The sequence below is a fragment of the Methylobacterium marchantiae genome (genome assembly GCF_042679825.1).
In the GTDB taxonomy this organism is placed as follows: domain Bacteria; phylum Pseudomonadota; class Alphaproteobacteria; order Rhizobiales; family Beijerinckiaceae; genus Methylobacterium; species Methylobacterium marchantiae.
This window is the reverse complement of record NZ_JBHTND010000010.1, coordinates 40,185-59,899: the sequence shown is the minus strand read 5'-3', so window position 1 is coordinate 59,899 and position 19,715 is coordinate 40,185. Positions and strand designations below refer to the sequence as shown.

Genomic DNA, 19,715 nt, shown 5'->3' with positions numbered 1-19,715 from the left:
GTTCGAGTCTGGAAGACAGGAAGCACGGTGGAACGCGGGCCGCGTCAGGCCCGCGCGGCCGCCCTGTGCCGGTCGGCGAGGAGCGACTGGGCGATCTCATGCCCCCGCATGACCAGGATGGACAAGAGGGTATCGCTCAGGCCGTGGGTCGGCTCGCTGAAACCCTGGAGGTAGATGGCCGGCTCGAAGCCGGGGCGGGTGGCGAGGCGATAGTCGCGCCCGATGGCGCCGTCGGTCAGATGCGGGGCCAGCGCCGGCATGATCGTGTCGAGGTGGTCGCGGCGATAGCCGGTCGCCAGGATCACGGCATCGTAGGGCTCCTGCGCGGTGAGGCCGGTGGCGCCGTCCAGGGTTTCGAGGACGATCCCCTCGGCCCCCTCCGCGGCCCCGACCACGGTGGTCCGCGGCCTCAGGGCATGGCGATGCTCGCCGCAGACCTTCTGCTGGTAGAGGATGTCGAAGATCCGCGTCAGCAGGTCGGTGTCGATCACCGAATAGTTGGTGCCGCGGAACTCGTCGATGATCGCCCGGCGATGGGGCTCGGGCTGGCCGTAGACGAAATCGGTGAAGTCCGGGTTGAAGATCTCGTTGACGAAGGGGCTGTCGTCGGCGGGCTTCAGCGCCTGCCCGCGGAAGATCATCGCGATGTCGGCGGCGGGGATGCGGCTCTGGAGGTCGAGGAAGAGCTCGGCCGCGGTCTGGCCGGCGCCGATGACGGCGATGCGCGGACGGCGCGCGGCGCCCTCCGGCAGCGGCACGTCGCCGATCCGCGCCAGGTAGCGCGAGGAGTGGAACATCCTGGCGCTGCCCTGCAGGTCCTCGAAGACCGGCAGGATGCGCGGCTCGCCGCCGGTGGCGAGGATGACGGCGCGGGTCCGCCTCGTCCGCTCGCGGCCATCCGCCTTTCGCGAATGGACCAGCAGGTGGCGGATGCCGTCGCCGCGCCCCTCCGGCTCGACGGCGAGCACCGCCTCCCCGTAATCGCAGCGATCGGCGAAATGCCCGGCGACCCAGCGTAGATAGGCGTTGAACTCGATCCGGCTCGGGAAGAACGACTTGCGGTTGATGTAGTCGATCAGCCGCCCATGGACGTGGAGATAATTGACGAAGGTGTAGGGGCTCGTCGGGTCGCGCAGGGTCACGAGGTCCTTCAGGAACGAGATCTGCATTCCGCTATCCGGCAGGAGCATCCCGCCGTGCCACAGGAACTCGCCCTGGCGCTCCAGGAAGCGCACCCGCGGCTGATGGCCCCGCCGCCGGCCGGCCTCGTCGAGGGCGATGGCGAGCGACAGGTTCGACGGCCCGAAGCCGACACCGAGCGCATCGTAGACCGGCGCGCCGTCATCCTCCCCGCGCCCGCCTCCCTCGTCCCGGAAGCTGCCGCGCAAAAGGAAGGAGGTGTCCGAGGGGTCGTAGGATTCCGTCATCACCGAACCTCCATTCCTGCACCGAACGGCCTCGCGATCGGGGAAAACCGGCACTGCGATCCGCCGAATTCTGCCGGCGGCCGATACGGGCCTTCAGGCGAGAGGACGTTCGGGCGGGGGAGGGATTTAGGACCGGCCCGGAAAAATTGTGCGCCGCCGCTTAAATTTCCGCGGGCCGGCACCGTCTTGGGCTTCGACACGATCCATTCGCGGAGCACGGCGCCATGGCACTCGACGACAGCGAAGCGACGTTCCTCGTCGTGATCAACGGCGAGGAGCAATACTCGGTCTGGCCGGCCCATCGTCCGGTGCCAAACGGTTGGAAAGACGCGGGTTTTTCCGGCACCCGCGCGGCCTGCCTCGCCCATGTCGAGACGGTCTGGACCGACATGCGGCCGCTCAGCCTGCGCCGCGCCCTCGACGGCGACGCCCGGGCCTGAACCGCCCGCCCTCCGTTTCGATGACCACATCAGGACACATGATGACCGACGGTCTCCTGCGCGCGCCGCTGGCGGTCCCGCCCGCCGTGGATCTCGTCAGCCACCTGCGCTGGCTCGCGGAGAACCACGGCGCCGTCCCGGCGCTTCGTTTCCTCGACGATCCGCGCCTCGGCGAAGTCACTGTCACCTATGCGGAAATCGACGCCCGAGCCCGGGCGATCGCCGCGCGCCTGCGGGAATCGGCGAGCCCCGGCGACCGGGTCTGCCTGCTGCTCGACACCGGGCTCGACTACGTCGCGGGCTTCTTCGGCTGCCTCTATGCTGGCCTCGTCGCCGTCCCGCTCTTCCCGCCGGAGCCCCGCCGCGCCCAGCATCAGGCGCGCATCGCCGCCATCATCGGCGATGCCGAGCCGGCGGCGATCCTCGTCCATCACGGCGACGCCGAATCCGTTCAGGACATGCTCGCCGCCTCGGGATCTCCGAGCACGATCGTGCCGGTCGAGGAGATCGCGGCGGACGATGTCCCCTGGTCAGTGACGGCGCCATCGCCGGAAACCATCGCCTTCCTGCAATATACATCCGGTTCCACAGCCCTGCCGAAGGGCGTGATCGTCAGCCACGCCAACCTCGTCGCCAACGAGCACCTCATCCGGATCGGGTTCGGGTTTCGCCCCGATGACGTGATGGTGAGCTGGCTCCCGCTCTATCACGACATGGGCCTGATCGGCGGGATGTTGCAGCCGATCTATACGGGCATCCTCGCCGTCCTGATGTCGCCCAAGCACTTCCTCGGACGCCCCGCACGCTGGCTGGAAGCCATCGCTCGTCATCGCGGGACGGTGAGCGGCGGCCCCGATTTCGCGTTCCGCCTGTGCCAGGACAGGGTCGATGCCGAGACCGTCGCCCGCCTCGACCTCTCCAGCTGGCAGATCGCCTTCTCGGGCTCCGAGATGGTTCGCGCCTCCACCATGGCCGACTTCGCCGAGCATTTCGCTCCCGCCGGCTTCGAAATCCGCGCCCTGCGCCCCTCCTACGGCCTGGCGGAGGCGACCCTGTTCCTCAGCGCCGGCGAGCGTGGCGAGGGCATGCGCTTCCTCGACCTCGATCCCACGATCCTCGCCGAAGGCCGCGCCGCCGCGGCCGAAACGGGCACCCGGCTGGTCGATTGCGGCTTCGCGCAACCGGACCATCCGATCCATATCGCCGGTCCGGACGGCACTATTCTGCCGGAGGGGAGCATCGGCGAGGTGGTGGTGTCGGGTCCCAGTCTCGCCCAGGGCTATTGGCGCAACCCGGACGCGACGGCTGCCGCCTTCGTCGAGCGGCACGGAATCCGGTGTCTGAAGACGGGCGATCTCGGCTTCCTCCACCGGGGCCGGCTCTTCCTCGTCGGCCGCGAGAAGGACCTCATCATCCTGCGCGGCCAGAACGTCTATCCGCAGGACGTCGAGCGGGTCGTGGAGCAGAGCGTCGACATCCTGCGCCAGGGACGCATCGCCGCCTTCGCCATCGAGCGCGACGGGCGCGAGGGCATCGGCGTCGCCGTGGAGATCTCGCGCACCGTCCAGAAGCTCGTCGCTCCCGAAGCCCTCGCCGCGCTGGTCTCGGAGGCGGTCGCCGGCGCCTTCCTCGAAACCGCACGGGTGGTCGTTCTCCTCAATCCCGGCGGCCTGCCGCGCACGTCGAGCGGCAAGATTCAGCGGGGTGCCGCCCGTCGCGGATGGCAAGCCAGATCCCTCGACGCCTATGCGGTGGTCGAGGACGGCCGCCGCGCCGATGCGGACGACGCCTCGAAGCCCGGCCCGACCGCACCGATGAGCGACCTCGACTCGCGCCTCGCCGCGATCTGGTCCGCCATCCTTGACCGGCAGGATATTACACGCGACAGCCACTTCTTCGCCCTCGGCGGCAACTCGATCGCCGCAATCCGGATGCTCACGGAGCTTCGGACGGTCATCGGCGTCGCAATCCCGCCGCAGATCCTGTTCGCCCATCCCCGGCTCGGCGTTTTCGCCGATGCCGTCGGGTCGGAAATCTCCGCCAGTACGCAGGCCCTCGTCATACCTGCGGCCTCACGCGGCGCGGCCCTTCCCTTGTCCCTCGTGCAGGAACGCCTCTGGTTCGAGGCCGAATTCGGCGACGATGAACGTCACCACATCGCCGGCGGGATTCATCTGCACGGGACGCTCGATCGGGACGCCCTGAAGCGCAGCCTCCATGCCCTCATTGCACGGCACGAGGCCTTTCGGACGCGTCTGCATCGCCGACCCGACGGTCGGGCCGAACAGACGATCGAAGCCGATTCCATAAATCTGCTCAGTGAGATCGACTTGACGGCCTGCGCCCCGGAAAGCCGCGACGGCCGTTTCGCGGAGCTGTCCCGCGAGGAGGCCGAGCGTCCCTTCGCTCTCGCCGGTGGCCCACTGGCACGCTTCGCCCTGGTCCGTCTCGACGAGGCTCATCATGTCCTCCTCGTGACCCTGCACCACATCGTCTCCGACGGTTGGTCCATGGGCGTGATCCTGCGTGAATGGCCGGCCCTGTACTCGGCCGAGACCGAAGGCCGGTCGGCCGATCTGGCTCCTCTCGCGATTCAGCCGGCCGATATCGCCGCATGGCAGGCGAGCGGGATGCAGGCCGATACTATGGAGGCCGATCTCTTCTGGTGGCGCGAACGCCTCGGCGACCCCGAGCCCGCCCTCTCGCTCACCGACCGGCATAGGCTCACCGGATCGTCCGATCGCGTCCTTCGGCACGGCTTCGAGATCGGCGAAGACACGAGCCGCCGTGTCGCGGAACTCGCGGGCGAGACCGGGACGTCGCCGTTCGCGATCCTGCTGAGCGCCTTCGCCCTGTTCCTGCATCGCTACGGCGAGACCCGGGACGTACGCATCGCCATGCCCGTGGCGGGTCGCCAATTGCCGGGCGTCGAACACCTCGTCGGTGCGTTCGTGAACACGCTCGTGCTGCCGTTGACCATCGATCCGGCTCAGCGTGGCCGCGAGATGGTTAGCCGGGTATGGGCATTGCTCACCGATGCCTTGGCCCATCAAGATCTGCCCTTCGAGCGGCTGGTGGACGCCCTTCAGCCGGCACGCATTCCGGGTCGCGCTCCCCTGGCCCGTGTGATGATCAGCCAGCAGCCGGCATCCCTCGGCGACCTCGGTACTGTGGCCGGCCTGAACCTGCAGGCGTTCGGCCGCGATACCGGTACCCCTGCCTACGATCTCGTGCTCGAAGTGGCGGAGCGGGACGGGCAACTCTCGGCGACCTTCGCCTATTCCGAAACTCTGTTCGATGCCGCCGCCATCGCTCGGTTCGAACAGGGCTACCTCGCCCTGCTCACCGGCCTCACCGGTGCCTCCGACTCCCGTCTTGACGGTTTACCGTTGGTGGGTCGGTCGTGTCTTTCGGCATTGTCGGCTGCGTATGGGGACGGGATGCCCCTGTCGGATGCGCTCGTGCCGGATTTGATCGGGCAGGCGGCTCTGTCCGATCCGGACGCGCCTGCGGTGATCTGCGGGGCGCGGGTCACTTCCTTCGGCGATCTCGACCGGGCGGCCAACCGCCTCGCCCATCGCCTGATCCGCGCCGGCGTCGGTCCCGAGGGCGTGGTCGGCGTTGCCCTGCCGCGCGGTCCCGACCAGATCGCGGCCTTCCTCGCCATCCTGCGGGCCGGAGGCGCGTTCCTGCCCCTCGATCCGACCCAGCCGAGGGCGCGCCTGGCCGCGCTCCTGCGCGATGCCGGCGCCCGGCTGCTGCTGGTGCGGGGCACGGATCTCGATGGCCTGGCGGAGGAGGCCGGGCGGGACGACCTCCCGATCCTCGACTTTGCCACCCTCGATCTGGCCAGTCTCGACCAGTCGGGGGAGGCGCAGACCGCCCCGTCGCGCACGCCCCATCCGGACCAGCTCGCCTACGTCATCTACACCTCGGGCTCGACCGGGACCCCGAAGGGCGTCGCCGTGGCGCACGGGCCGCTGGCCAGGCACGTGCGGGCGACGGGCGCGGTCTACGGCACCGACCGGCGCACGCGCGAGCTCCACGTCCTGTCGATGAGCTTCGACGGGGCGCAGGAGCGTTGGATGGTGCCGCTGGCCTTCGGCGGCTGCGTCGTGCTCAAGCCCGACGGGCTGTGGACCCCGCGCGAGGCGCTCGATGCCATGGAGCGCCACGGCGTCACCCATGCGGGCTTTCCCACCGCCTACATGCACCAGCTCGCCCTGGAAGCGGCATCGGGGGCAAGGCCGAGCCGGCGCTCCTACGCCTTCGGCGGCGAGGCCCTGTCGCGGGAGAGCTTCGCGCTGATCGGCCGTGCGCTCGACCCGACGCTGCTGATCAACGGCTACGGCCCGACCGAGGCAGTGATCTCGCCGCTGGTCTGGCGGGCTCGGGCGGGGGATGCGGTGGAGGGGGCCTACGCCCCGATCGGCCGTGCGGTGGGGGACCGGCGGGCCTACATCCTCGACGCGGCGCTGCAGCCGGTTCCGGTGGGTGTCACCGGCGAGCTGCATCTGGGCGGCGCGGGTTCGGGTGGCGCGGGTTCGGGCGGCGACGGTCTGGCGCGGGGTTATCTCGGCCGGCCCGGGCAGACGGCGGACCGGTTCATCCCCGACCCGTTCCCCGAATTATCGGGGCGTCCGGGCGGGCGTCTCTACCGCACGGGGGATCTGGCGCGGTGGAAGGCGGACGGGACGGTGGAGTATCTCGGTCGGGCGGATGCGCAGGTGAAGCTGCGCGGGTTCCGGATCGAGCTCGGGGAGGTGGAGGCGGCGCTTCTGGGGCAGGAGACGATCGCGGGAGCGGCGGCGGCACTGCGTCCGGGTCCGGCGGGTCCGATGCTGGTGGCCTATGCGGTGGCGGCCCCGGGGGCGACCCTCGACGCGCGCGCGATCCGGGCGGCTCTGGCGCGGCGTCTTCCGGACTACATGGTGCCGGCGCGGATCGTGGGGCTGGAGCGGCTTCCGCTGACGCCCAACGGCAAGCTCGACCGGGCCGCGCTGCCCGCGCCCGCGCCCGCGCCGCTGGCGGAGGTCTCGATCGAGGCGATGCGCCCGCTCGGCCCCACCGAGACGATCGTGGCCGACATCTGGGCCAGCGCGCTCGGCCTCCAGACCATACACCCAGACCAAAACTTCTTCGAAGCGGGGGGAGACTCCATCCTCAGCCTCGCAATCGTCGCTCGCCTGCGCGAAGCGGGTTTTGTCGCGACGCCGCGCCAGATCTTCGAGCATCAGACCGTCGCGGCTCTCGCTTGCGCGATCACCCGGCTCGACGGGGACGTGGCAGAGGTCCGGGTCCCCGAAGGTCCCGCCCCGCTCACCCCCATCCAGCATTGGTTCTTCGAACAGCCGATGCCGCGACGAGACCAATGGAACCAGTCTCTCGAACTCGATGCGCGTGTGAACCTCGACGCGGATCGCCTCGGCGAGGCGCTGATCGCCCTCGTCGCTCATCACGAAGCACTGCGATACGCCTTCGGCCAAGATGCGGACGGAGCCTGGATCCAGGAGCCCGTATCGCCCGATCGCCTCGCTGGTCCGCTCTCGATCGTTGACGTAGCGAGCGACGACGAGGCGCGGACGTGCTTCCTTGCGGCCGAGCGCAGCCTCAACCTCGCCGATGGACGCGTCTTCGCCTCTCTGCTCGCGAACCTGCCCGGCGGACGCCAGCGCCTGCTCCTCACGGCCCATCACCTGGTGGTGGATGCCGTCTCCTGGCGTATTCTCGTCTCGGACCTCGACCTGCTCTACCGGGGCGATGTATCGACCCTCGCCCCTGCGACGCCGTTCCGTGCCTGGGCACATCGCCTGCAGGATCACGCGGCGGAGATCGGCAACCAGACCGAAGCCTGGACGAGCGCTCTCTCAACTTCGAGCGCCGGGCTTCCCGTCGATCGTCCCGACGCTTCGCGCGATCAACGGCAGGCGCGCACGAGGAATCTGGTGCTCGATTCCCTCATCGTGGCTGGCCTCGATCGCCTGCGTGCGGCCTATCGGATGCGGCTCGACGAAGTGCTCCTGGCCGGCCTCTCGCGCGCCGTGGCTGCCTGGTCGGGTTACAGGACACTCGGCGTGACGCTGGAGCGCCACGGCCGGAGCGGCGATGCGGCGAGTCTTCCCCTCGATCGGACAATCGGCTGGTTCACGACCCTCGTTCCTGTCGGACTAACGATCTCCGGTGATGTCTCCGGCGATCTAAAGTCGGCTAAAGAGACGATGCGGAGCGGACCCGGAGACGGATCGGGATTTTCCATCCTCCGCTACCTCGGTACTCAATCCGAGCGCGCGTGCCTGTCCGCCGTGCCGTGGCCGGACGTGACCTTCAATCACCTCGGCAATGTCGGCGACATTGATGCCGGTGCGCTGTTCACACTCGACACCGAGGCGATGCGCCTGTCGGCAGACGCTGACGCTCCGCTGGGGTCGGAACTCGTCGTCGACAGCTTCCTGCGAAATGGCACGCTGACCTTGCGCCTCGGCTACAGCGGTGCCCGCTTCGATGCCGCGACCATCGATAGCCTTGCCGAAGCTCTCGAGACTGAATTCGCGACCCTCGTCGAGCACGGCCTCGACCCGGTTGCCGGTGGCGTGACCCCATCGGACTTTCCTCTCGCGGCACTCACACAGGAAAAGATCGAGGGCCTCGGGCTCGATCCACGAAACATGGAGGACATCTATCCGCTGACCCCGACTCAGGGCGGGATCTTGTTCCATGCTCTCGCCGCTCCGGGCGAGGGCCTCTACGTCAACCAACTCGGCGTGACCATCCGTGGTCTCGATCCCGATCGCTTCGCGGCGGCTTGGCGGGCGAGTGTCGCCCGCCATCCGATCCTCCGCACGGGCTTCCACTGGACCGACGACCTCGACGTTCCGCTCCAGGTCGTTCACGCCTCGGCAAACCTATCGGTGACCCGGCTCGACCTGTCGGATGCTGTCGACGCCGATCTCGATGCGCTCGCACGGGCCGAGCGTGCCCGCGGCTTCGATCTCGCACAGCCGCCGCTGATGCGCCTCCTTATCGTCGACCTCGGTCAGGACCGGCATCGATTGATCTGGACCTGCCATCATCTCCTCCTCGATGGATGGAGCAATGCCCGCCTCATCTCCGAAGTGCTGCGCCACTATTCCGGTGAACCGGTCGCGGCGCCGTCCCGTCTGTTCCGCGACCATCTCATCCGCCTGTCCCGCGTCGACCGCGGGGGCGACGAGAGGTTCTGGCGCGGGGCCCTCGCCTCATTGGACGAGCCAAGTCTCATCGCTCCGGCGCTCTCCGGCGTGGTAGGAGCGAGCGGGCACATCGCCGTCGATACGGCGCTGGGGGAAGCTAGAGCGGAGCGTCTCCTAGCCTTCGCCCGACGCGAGAAGGTGACCCTGAACACGGTGTTCGAAGCGGTATGGGCACTGACCTTGAGCCGTTTCACCGGACGCTCGACCGTGGCTTTCGGCATCACCGGGTCTGGCCGTCCACCGGACGACGGCGGCCTGCACGAGGTCCTCGGCCTGTTCATCAACACGGTGCCGCGTTGCGTCCGCCTTCCCGGTCACATCCCCGTTTCGGAGTGGTTGCGTGGGCTGCAGGCAGACGCGGCCGTCTTGCGCGATCATGACCTCGCCTCCCTCGCCGACATTCAGTCCTGGGCCGGACGAAGCGGGCAGCCGCTCTTCGACAGCCTTCTCGTCGTCGAGAATTACCCTCTCGATACCGTGGTTCGCGACCGCAGCCTTGGCGGTCTGCAATTCGGCCCGGTGACGACGATCGAGGCCACCGACGTTCCCCTGACCCTGTCGCTTCTCCTCGACGGAACGCCGCGCCTCAACTGGAGCGTCGATCAGGCACGAATTTCCGCCGCCGACGTTCATCGCCTCGATGCGCAGGTCCTGCATATCCTCGACGCGCTCATGGATGCGGCCGGGCGACCGCTCGATGCCCTGGTTCTCGCTTTGCCAAAAGAGTTCGAGGAGGCACGGCACCGGGCCGCGGCCGTCCGATTGTCGCCGGTCGAGCCTGCGATCCATCTGAGGATCGCCGAGCAGGCCAAGCGCCGGCCGCAGGCCGTGGCCGTCACGTTCCAGGACGAGCAGGCCAGCTATGCCGATATCGAGGCGAGGGCGGCGCGCCTAGCACGGCACCTCGTCTGCCAAGGCGTGCAACCGGGCGATCTCGTCGGCCTCTGCGCAGAGCGCTCGATCGCTCTCATCGTTGGAATTCTGGCGATCCTGAAGAGCGGGGCTGGGTATGTGCCCCTCGATCCGAGCTATCCGGCCGATCGTCTCGGTTTCATGCTCGCCGATTGCGGTGCCCGGCACGTGCTCGCCGCGCCCGGCCTCGCCGAAAGCCTGCCCGAGGACGGACCCCGGCCGATCCTGCTCGATTCAGCCATCGACGACGTGGACACGCCTCTGCCCCCCGCACCCCACCCGGAGCAGCCGGCCTATGTGATCTACACGTCCGGTTCCACCGGCCAGCCGAAGGGTGTTGTCGTCACCCACGCGAATGCGGCCCGGCTCCTCACCGTCACGGAGGCCGATTTCGGGTTTGCCGAGGACGACGTCTGGACCCTGTTCCACGCCTATGGGTTCGATTTCTCGGTCTGGGAAATCTTCGGCGCGCTCTGTCATGGCGGACGCCTCGTCGTCGTGCCGCGCGAGGTTGCCCGGGCGGCAGATGCGTTCCTCGATCTCCTCGTCCGCGAGGGTGTCACCGTGCTGAACCAGACCCCCTCCGCCTTCGGGCCGTTGATGCAGGCCGCCCTCGTGCGCCCTCAGGGGCTGGCGCTGCGCCACGTCGTCTTCGGTGGTGAAGCCCTCGATGTCGCTGCGCTCAAACCCTGGTTCGCGCGTTTCGGCGATGCCTCGCCCCGGCTCGTGAACATGTACGGCATCACTGAAACCACGGTTCACGTAACCTATCGCCCGCTTGTCGCGAGCGATGCGGAAGGGGCGGATAGCCCCATCGGTGACTCCCTGCCGGACCTCACCCTGTACCTCCTCGACGCCTCCCTCACCCTCGTGCCCGATGGCGTGGCGGGTGAGCTCCATGTAGGAGGCGCCGGTCTGGCGCAGGCCTATCTCGGGCGGGCGGCACTGACGGCCGAGCGCTTCGTGCCGGACCCGTTCGGACCGCCGGGTACACGCCTCTATCGCAGCGGCGACCTTGCCGTGCGTCGGCCTGACGGAACCTTGGCCTATCTTGGGCGGGCCGACGGACAGGTGAAATTGCGGGGATTCCGGATCGAAACGGGGGAGATCGCAGCGGCGTTGCGGGCCGATCCGACCGTGATCGATGCCGCGGTCGCGCTGCGCGAATCCGCCGGGGACAAACAGCTCGTCGCCTATGTCGTCGGACACCAGATCGATGCGGCTTCCTTGCGCGATCGGATCATGTGCCGGCTCCCGACACATATGGTGCCGGCTCATATCGTCGCCGTCCCCTCTTTGCCGCTCACCCCGAACGGCAAGCTCGACCTCAGAGCATTGCCCGCTCCGCTCTCTGCTCCGCAGGGCTCATCGCCACCCGAAGGGACTATGGAGGCCGTCCTGTCCGACATCTGGCGTCAGGTGCTGGACGTCGAGACGATAGGCCGCGACGACGATTTCTTCGTGCTCGGCGGTCACTCCCTCACGGCAGCGCAGCTCGCCATGCGGGTGAAGCAGCGCCTCGGCGTCACCGTTGCGATCCGTGCCCTATTCGAGGCACCGACCCTGCGCGCCTACGCTCTCGCCGTCACTATGGGCAATGAAGTGGATGCCGGGCGGGACGAAGCCGCCGACCTGTCCGACATGGACGCCCTCCTCGCCGATCTCGAGGCTTGAATGAGCACTCAGGCCGCCGATCTCAGCCGCCGCTTCGGCCGGCTTCCCGCCGACAGGCGCCGTGTCTTCCTCGAAGCCCTGGCGGCACGTGGCATCGATTTCTCTCGCCTGCCGATCGTATCGGACGACGGGGGGGACGGTCTCGAACGGGTCGCACCCCTGTCCTACGCGCAGGAGCGACTGTGGCTGATCGGGCGGATGGGGGGCGACGCGGCCCTGCTGCATATCGCGGGAGGGCTCGATCTCGTCGGGCCGCTCGACGGGAAAGCCCTGGCGCTCGCCTTCGAATCCCTGGTCGAGCGGCACCCGGCCTTGAGGACGGGATTTCGAACAGGCGAGAACGACCAAGTGGAGGCCGTCACCGCGGACGTCGTTGCAGTGAGCCTGCGGCATGTCTCGTTCGAAGCCGAAGACGTGTCGTCACGCGAGGACCGTCTCGCCATCCTGTCGCGGGAGGAGGCCCGGCGGCCCTTCGATCTGGCGACGCCGCCCCTGTTGCGAGCCGTATTGGTGCGGATGGAGCCCGAGCGCCACGTTCTCCTCCTGACCATGCACCATCTCGTCTCCGATGGCCGCTCGGTGGAGATCCTGCTCTCGGAGCTGATGCGCCTCTACGCCGAGGGGCAGGTCGCCACTCTCCCGCCGATGCCGATCGCCTATGCCGATTACGCGCGCTGGCAGCGCGACTGGCTGGAGGCGGGCGAGCTCGACCGGCAGCTCGACTGGTGGCGCGAACGCCTCGGCGCAACGGAGAGCGTGATCCCGCTGCCGACCGACCGGCCACGTCCGGCTGTCCAGAGCTTCCGCGGGGCGGCGGTCGAGTTCGCGCTCGATGCCGATGTGGCGGCGCGTCTCGAATCCCTGGCGCGGCAGGCCGGCGCCACCACGGCGATGGTCTTCCTCGCCATCCTCGCCCTGCTTCTCAAGCGCTATACCGGTGAGACGGACCTGCGCATCGGCATCCCCGTCGCCAACCGCAATCGGCCCGAGACGGAGGGGCTCGTCGGCCTGTTCGTCAACACCCTGGCGATCCGGGTGCGGGTCGATCCGGGTGCGTGCGTCCTCGACCACGTGCGGGCCGTGCGCGACGCCATGGTGGATGCGCAAGGGCATCAGGACCTGCCCTTCGAGCGGCTGGTGGAGGCGCTCCAGACCCGCCGGACGGTGAGCCACACGCCTGTCGTTCAGGTGATGCACAGCCACCGCGTCGAGGGGCCGGGCCGGTTCGATATCGCTGGGCTCGTCGTATCGCCCTTCGGGCGGGGGACCGGCAACGTCCAGTTCGACCTCGTCCTGGAAACGGTGACGGAAACCGGTGGGGCGGTGCGCGGTTCGTTCGGCTATGCGACCGACTTGTTCCAGCGGGAAACCATGGAACGGATGCGCGACGGGTTCCTCACCCTGCTGCGTGGGGCGGTGGAGGATTCGAGCCGCCGCCTTGACGGTTTACCTTTGGTGGGTTGGTCGTGTCTTTCGGCATTGTCGTCTCCGTATGGGGACGGGATGCCCCTGTCGGATGCGCTCGTGCCGGACCTGATCGGGCAGGCGGCCCTGTCCGACCCGGACGCGCCTGCGGTGATCTGCGGGGCGCGGGTCACTTCCTTCGGCGATCTCGACCGGGCGGCCAACCGCCTCGCCCATCGCCTGATCCGCGCCGGCGTCGGTCCCGAGGGCGTTGTCGGCGTTGCCCTGCCGCGCGGTCCCGACCAGATCGCGGCCTTCCTCGCCATCCTGCGGGCCGGAGGCGCGTTCCTGCCCCTCGATCCGACCCAGCCGAGGGCGCGCCTGGCCGCGCTCCTGCGCGATGCCGGCGCCCGGCTGCTGCTGGTGCGGGGCACGGATCTCGATGGCCTGGCGGAGGAGGCCGGGCGGGACGACCTCCCGATCCTCGACTTTGCCACCCTCGATCTGGCCAGTCTCGACCAGTCGGGGGAGGCGCAGACCGCCCCGTCGCGCACGCCCCATCCGGACCAGCTCGCCTACGTCATCTACACCTCGGGCTCGACCGGGACCCCGAAGGGCGTCGCCGTGGCGCACGGGCCGCTGGCCAGGCACGTGCGGGCGACGGGCGCGGTCTACGGCACCGACCGGCGCACGCGCGAGCTCCACGTCCTGTCGATGAGCTTCGACGGGGCGCAGGAGCGTTGGATGGTGCCGCTGGCCTTCGGCGGCTGCGTCGTGCTCAAGCCCGACGGGCTGTGGACCCCGCGCGAGGCGCTCGATGCCATGGAGCGCCACGGCGTCACCCATGCGGGCTTTCCCACCGCCTACATGCACCAGCTCGCCCTGGAAGCGGCATCGGGGGCAAGGCCGAGCCGGCGCTCCTACGCCTTCGGCGGCGAGGCCCTGTCGCGGGAGAGCTTCGCGCTGATCGGCCGTGCGCTCGACCCGACGCTGCTGATCAACGGCTACGGCCCGACCGAGGCAGTGATCTCGCCGCTGGTCTGGCGGGCTCGGGCGGGGGATGCGGTGGAGGGGGCCTACGCCCCGATCGGCCGTGCGGTGGGGGACCGGCGGGCCTACATCCTCGACGCGGCGCTGCAGCCGGTTCCGGTGGGTGTCACCGGCGAGCTGCATCTGGGCGGCGCGGGTTCGGGTGGCGCGGGTTCGGGCGGCGACGGTCTGGCGCGGGGTTATCTCGGCCGGCCCGGGCAGACGGCGGACCGGTTCATCCCCGACCCGTTCCCCGAATTATCGGGGCGTCCGGGCGGGCGTCTCTACCGCACGGGGGATCTGGCGCGGTGGAAGGCGGACGGGACGGTGGAGTATCTCGGTCGGGCGGATGCGCAGGTGAAGCTGCGCGGGTTCCGGATCGAGCTCGGGGAGGTGGAGGCGGCGCTTCTGGGGCAGGAGACGATCGCGGGAGCGGCGGCGGCACTGCGTCCGGGTCCGGCGGGTCCGATGCTGGTGGCCTATGCGGTGGCGGCCCCGGGGGCGACCCTCGACGCGCGCGCGATCCGGGCGGCTCTGGCGCGGCGTCTTCCGGACTACATGGTGCCGGCGCGGATCGTGGGGCTGGAGCGGCTTCCGCTGACGCCCAACGGCAAGCTCGACCGGGCCGCGCTGCCCGCGCCCGCGCCCGCGCCGCTGGCGGAGGTCTCGATCGAGGCGATGCGCCCGCTCGGCCCCACCGAGACGATCGTGGCCGACATCTGGGCCAGCGCGCTCGGCCTCCAGACCATACACCCAGACCAAAACTTCTTCGAAGCGGGGGCGAACTCGCTCACGGCCCTGCGGGTGCTCACCGCCCTCGGCGCGGCCTTTCCCGGTCGCAGCCCGACCATCGCCGACATCTTCAACAACCAAACCGTAGCGACCCTGGCCGCTTCGCTCATCGCCGATGCGGTCGGCACCGCCCAGGTGGTACGTCTGCGGGCGACCGGCGACCGGCCAATGCTCTACTGCTTCCCCGGCTTGATGGTGAACACCCGCGAATACGCGCCCCTGGTTCGCCGTCTCGGGCCGGACCAGCCGGTCACCGGCTTCGTCTGCTACTCCCTCACCGATGCCCGCAAGAGCGTGGTCTCGGTGGAGGACATCACCGCGCGTTACGCGGAGATCATCGAGAAGGAGAGTGCCGGTCGCCCCTGCGCGATGCTCGGCTGGTCCTGGGGCGGGGTGCTGGCCTACGAGGCGGCGCGGATGCTCGGCTCGCGCATCGACCTCGGCTTCGTCGGCATGCTCGACGTCTGCGACATCGATGTCAGCTTCGCCGTCGGCGCCCTGCCGGTGCTGACGCCGGAGCATCGACGCCGCCTTCAGGATAACGTCGCGTCCTGGCTGGAGCGCTCGCCGATGCGGGCCGATTGGGAAGACCTGTTCCGGCGCATGGACCCGGAACTCCACGAGCAGTTCCTCGCCTATGTGGCGGCGGCCCCCGATCCGCTGCCCCTCGACGGGCCGGGTGTCGGCAGCAAGGAATACGAACTCTGGACCTTCGTCGACAACACGCTGCTGTATCGCCGCTACAGGGCGCAGCCTTTCGATTGCCCGATCCGCGTTTGGCTCGCCGGCAATTCGGTGGAGCGCGGCCTCAATCATGTGGATTGGCAGCGTTACTCGCGTCGGGTCGAGCAAGTGACCGTGATCCCCGGCGTGACTCACCGGGAGATCGTGGACTCCGCGGCCTTCCACGACAGTTTCGCTGCCTCGCTTCGTCCGGAGGGCGCGCGTGACGGACTTTGAGATGAGACGGGGTGCTCGGCCGGCAGAGCCGTCCCTACCGCCTCTCTCTCCCTGCAGGGGAGAGAGAGGTGTGTCATCGCCAGCGCGGCCGGCCGGCTCACCCGGCGCCGGGGCTGAGCGAGAACACCATCAGCGTCGGGCTCGCCGCTTTGACGAAGCCGAGGCCGGAATAGAGCCGCTCCACATGGCCGCCGGCCACGCATTGCAGCATCGTCGCTTCCGCGCCGGCCTGACGGGCGGTGTCGATCGCCGCCCGCGTGACCAGGGCGCCGAGTCCCTTTCCGCGATGCGTCGCGAGAGTGCCGACATTGTAGAGCCCTGCAAGGCCGCCCGAGCGGTAGACGGAGGCACAGGCCAATGGAACGCCGTCCTCGCTCACGGTGAGATGGTACGTCTCGACGCCCTCTACCGGCCGGGCATCGCGCAGCACCGGCAGGAAGATGGCCTCGGCCACCGCGTTGACGCTCTCGTCCTCGTAGAGACCACGGCAGACCGACAGGTAGTCCTCTCCGGGGGCGGTGGACTCGCTTACCGCAAGGGTCAATCCCTCCGGCATGGTCGGCGGCAGCACGCTCGTACAATCGCGAATCATCCAGCACGTCGGGAAGGCCGCCTGCAGGTCGGGATGGGCTTCGAGCCTCTCGCGCTCCTGCTCCCCGCTGACGAGGATGGCCGGGAGGCGGCCACGTTTCGCGGAGGTCGCGCGTATCCAGGCAAGGTCGGTGGTCCCGACGCCGACATTGAATCCCGGCTCGGGGATGTCGTTCGACCAGAGATAACGTCCGCCGTCAGGTGTGGTTTCGATGTCCGAGACGTAGCAGCCCGACTGCATCAGGCAATGGGCATCGAGCATTTCGCAAAAATCGAATTCTATCATGCATTTTCCAATGTATTCGACGTACGAAAAAGACGTGAGGCTGCGCTTTTACAGGGATCGTCACGTGTTATTCGAGAACGGATAGAGATCATCAAGCCATGTTATCGATGTAACGAAGAGAATGACGGAAAAGTCCCCGTTGCAATCGCTAAAATCTGCAAGCTGGATTTCCATGAGGGCGGAGATGCATTCCTATGATCTCCGTGAGTCGGATCTCTGCATGCTCGCTGCGATTCGCCGGCCTTGAAGCTCAGCAGAATGGCAGGCTCGCGACGTCGGCTTCCCTGGATGGGACGTCGTGGGCGTGGGACCGCGAACATACCGACCCAAGCAATTTTTCGTCAAATCAAATATGTCGAGGAAATAATTATTCGACAAAATATCTTTGTGTTCATATTTTTCTATATGAATATTATTCAAAGACGCGATCTATCCCAATGAAAGCATTGCAAATCCTGCGCGTTGTATTTCCGCTTCTCATCGTCTACGGCCTGCAGTCAATCCGAGGCTCGGCCGCATACCGACCCGCTATCGTGGAGGAGATCCCGTGACAGCCATGGCTTCTGAAGCCCAGGTTCGCCTCGCCGATGCCCGCCGTTACATCGTGGACCTGTGCGAGCATTTCCTCGAACACGACATTCCCGTGTTTCACGAACCGGGCCGCGGCCGGGTCGAATTCGATATCGGAATCGGCACGCTCGTGGCCGCTGAAGGTCTGCTCGCCCTCAAAGCGGAGGCGACCGACGAGACCTCACTCGCCGTCGTCAAGTTCATGCTTGCCTCGCATCTCCAGGAACTTCCGGGCGCCACCGATGCATCGATCGTCTGGACCGGCGACGGTTGCGACGACAACACGCTCCCGAGTCTGCGTGAGGTGTGTGTGAGACGCGTCGTCGATCTCACACCACATATGCGGAGGGTCACCTTCGTCGGCACGGATCTCGAGCGCTACGACGCGTTCGACATGCACGTCCACGTCATCATCCCGCCCGCCGGCCATGCGCCGCAATGGCCCGTGCCGGGGATCGACGGCATCCCGGTCTGGCCGCAGGGCGAGGGCGCGCCCTCCATGCGGACCTACACGATCCGCCGCATCGACGTGGCGGCCGGCGAGATCGACATCGATTTCGTCATGCATCACGACGCCGGTCCCGGCGCGTCCTTCGCAAAGCGTGCCAAGGTCGGTGACACGGTCGGGCTGCTCGGCCCCGGCGGCCGCAGCGTCGGCGAGGCGGAATGGTACTGTCTCGCCGCCGACGAGACCGGCCTGCCCGCCATCGGCCGCATCCTCGGACGGTTGCCGAGAGAGGCGGCCGGGATCGCGGTGATCGAAGTGGACGGACCGGCCGACGAGCAGGCGCTCGACCGGCCGGACGGTCTGGAACTGCGCTGGCTTCATCGCAACGGCGCCCCGCCCGGCTCCACCACCCTGCTGGCGGATGCGGTTCGCGCGGTCCCGTTTCCCGGCGACCGCACGGTCTTCGCCTGGGCCGCGTGCGAGTTCGATGCGTTCAAGGCCCTGCGGGCGCATTGGCGCAAGACCTGTGGCCTCACCCGTGACCAGCATCTGGCGGTGGCCTATTGGCGGCGCGGAGCCGACGAAGACGCCAAGGACGAAGGTTGAGGCATGTTCCCGGCCAGCGTGATCCCAGGTGGCACTACCCGATGATGCTCGACCTCTCACCCCTGCGGGCGAGCCGGGGGTTCCAACTGCTCTATGCGGCGCGAGCTGCTTCGTTTCTCGCCTTCGGGGTCCTCGGCGTCGCCGTCAGCCTGCAGATGTACGTACTGACATCCTCTTCGCTGCAGGTGGCGCTTCTCAACGCCGCCGTGGCCGGGCCGATGGCGTTGGCGCTCATCGTCGGCGGCTGGCTCGCCGACCGTTACGACCGCCGCGCGGTGATGGTCTGGTCGCGCGCCGCGCATCTCCTCACCATCCTCATCCTCATGGCCAATGCTGCCCTCGCCGAGCCACTGGTCTGGCCGATCTATGCCGCGGCCGTGGTCGGCGGCTCGACCTTCGGCTTCGGCATGCCGGCAATCATGGCGGCGACCCCGGCGCTCGTCGGGCGCGAACACCTGTCCGGCGCCGCCGCGCTCACCGCCGTGGCGGCACAGGTCGGCGCCATCGCGGGCCCGTTCCTGGCGGGCGCCATCACCGCCGGGGCCGGCTTGGTCGCCTGCTACGGCTTCGTTGCGGTCATCTCCGGCATCACCCCGATCGTTCTGGCCTTCCTGCCGTCCCTGCCACCGCTGGCCGAACCCTCCGCCGGCATAAAGGTCTCCGCACTCGCCGCGGACGAGGCCGGCTTCATGGGGGGATTGCGCTACATCGCGCGTTCGCCCCTGGTGCTGAGCCTGCTGCTGATCGATCTCGTCGCCCTGGTCCTCGCCGTGCCCTACGTGCTGCTGCCCGAACTCGCGACCCACGGCCTCGGCGAGGGGCCGGACAGTATCGGCCTGCTCTATGCCGCGCCCTCGGTCGGTGCGCTCTTCGGTGCCCTGGGCTCGGGCAGGGCGGGGGTCAGCCCGTTCGCCGGTCGCTGGCTCGTCGCCTGCGTCGCCGTCTGGGCCTGCGCCTGCATCGCGCTGGGTTTCAGCGACGGCATGGTTCCCGCTCTCATTTGCCTCGCCGCATTGGGTGGCGCGGCGAGCCTCGCCGGTATCCTGCGTGCCGCCCTGATCCAGCGCGCGACACCAGACGCGATGCTCGGTCGCGTCTCGAGCCTGTGGGTTTTGGAGGAGGCGATCGGGCCCGCCCTCGGCGGCATGCAGGCGGGGACCACAGCCCATCTCGCCTCCGCCCGGATCGCCATGGTGGCCGGCGGTGGCCTGTGCCTCGCCATCACCGCCGCCATCGCGGCCCTCACCCCTGCGCTCGGGCGTGCCAGCCTGGCACCGGAGGCGAAGGCACTGCCGGGCAGCGTCGACATGGCTGCAGTCGATGTCCGGTAGGCAGGCGGCCGCGGGA

General features: G+C 68.6%; 7 protein-coding genes. 5 read left to right on the top strand and 2 right to left on the bottom strand.

Annotation, left to right across the window (positions count from 1 at the left end; genetic code table 11):
• Positions 1–44: 44 nt before the first annotated feature.
• Positions 45–1,427, bottom strand: a complete 1,383-nt coding sequence (locus tag ACFQ4G_RS09265; protein WP_238209084.1) for a lysine N(6)-hydroxylase/L-ornithine N(5)-oxygenase family protein — start codon at positions 1,425–1,427, stop codon at positions 45–47.
• 224 nt (positions 1,428–1,651) lie between these two features.
• On the opposite strand from ACFQ4G_RS09265, the gene ACFQ4G_RS09260 reads away from it, so the two are divergent.
• From ACFQ4G_RS09260 to ACFQ4G_RS09250, 3 genes are read left to right on the top strand one after another with little or no spacing between them, the layout of a single operon-like run.
• Positions 1,652–1,867: an MbtH family protein gene (locus ACFQ4G_RS09260; RefSeq protein ID WP_238209083.1), complete on the top strand. Its 216-nt coding sequence runs from the start codon at positions 1,652–1,654 to the stop codon at positions 1,865–1,867.
• Positions 1,868–1,908: 41 nt separating this feature from the next.
• The gene (locus ACFQ4G_RS09255) at positions 1,909–11,682 is read left to right on the top strand and encodes an amino acid adenylation domain-containing protein (RefSeq protein ID WP_379040124.1); all 9,774 of its coding nucleotides are present in this window, start codon (positions 1,909–1,911) and stop codon (positions 11,680–11,682) included.
• On the top strand, positions 11,683–15,867 hold the full coding sequence (locus tag ACFQ4G_RS09250) for an amino acid adenylation domain-containing protein (RefSeq protein ID WP_379040123.1): 4,185 nt from the start codon (positions 11,683–11,685) through the stop codon (positions 15,865–15,867). It abuts the gene before it with no gap.
• Between the two features lie 97 nt (positions 15,868–15,964).
• Here the strand turns inward: ACFQ4G_RS09250 and ACFQ4G_RS09245 are convergent, their stop codons facing one another.
• Positions 15,965–16,720: a GNAT family N-acetyltransferase gene (locus ACFQ4G_RS09245; RefSeq protein ID WP_238208003.1), complete on the bottom strand. Its 756-nt coding sequence runs from the start codon at positions 16,718–16,720 to the stop codon at positions 15,965–15,967.
• A 580-nt stretch (positions 16,721–17,300) separates the two neighbouring features.
• On the opposite strand from ACFQ4G_RS09245, the gene ACFQ4G_RS09240 reads away from it, so the two are divergent.
• Both ACFQ4G_RS09240 and ACFQ4G_RS09235 read left to right on the top strand, forming a co-directional pair.
• Positions 17,301–18,368: a DUF2218 domain-containing protein gene (locus tag ACFQ4G_RS09240; RefSeq protein WP_238208004.1), complete on the top strand. Its 1,068-nt coding sequence runs from the start codon at positions 17,301–17,303 to the stop codon at positions 18,366–18,368.
• Between the two features lie 41 nt (positions 18,369–18,409).
• The gene (locus ACFQ4G_RS09235) at positions 18,410–19,699 is read left to right on the top strand and encodes an MFS transporter (RefSeq protein WP_238208005.1); all 1,290 of its coding nucleotides are present in this window, start codon (positions 18,410–18,412) and stop codon (positions 19,697–19,699) included.
• Positions 19,700–19,715: the final 16 nt, after the last annotated feature.

Excerpts from the sequence above, each read along its gene's own strand:
- ACFQ4G_RS09255 (WP_379040124.1), top strand. The coding sequence starts at position 1,909 with ATGACCGACGGTCTCCTGCGCGCGCCGCTGGCGGTCCCGCCCGCCGTG.
- ACFQ4G_RS09265 (WP_238209084.1), bottom strand. The coding sequence starts at position 1,427 with ATGACGGAATCCTACGACCCCTCGGACACCTCCTTCCTTTTGCGCGGC.
- ACFQ4G_RS09250 (WP_379040123.1), top strand. The coding sequence starts at position 11,683 with ATGAGCACTCAGGCCGCCGATCTCAGCCGCCGCTTCGGCCGGCTTCCC.
- ACFQ4G_RS09260 (WP_238209083.1), top strand. The coding sequence starts at position 1,652 with ATGGCACTCGACGACAGCGAAGCGACGTTCCTCGTCGTGATCAACGGC.
- ACFQ4G_RS09235 (WP_238208005.1), top strand. The coding sequence starts at position 18,410 with ATGATGCTCGACCTCTCACCCCTGCGGGCGAGCCGGGGGTTCCAACTG.
- ACFQ4G_RS09240 (WP_238208004.1), top strand. The coding sequence starts at position 17,301 with ATGGCTTCTGAAGCCCAGGTTCGCCTCGCCGATGCCCGCCGTTACATC.
- ACFQ4G_RS09245 (WP_238208003.1), bottom strand. The coding sequence starts at position 16,720 with ATGCTCGATGCCCATTGCCTGATGCAGTCGGGCTGCTACGTCTCGGAC.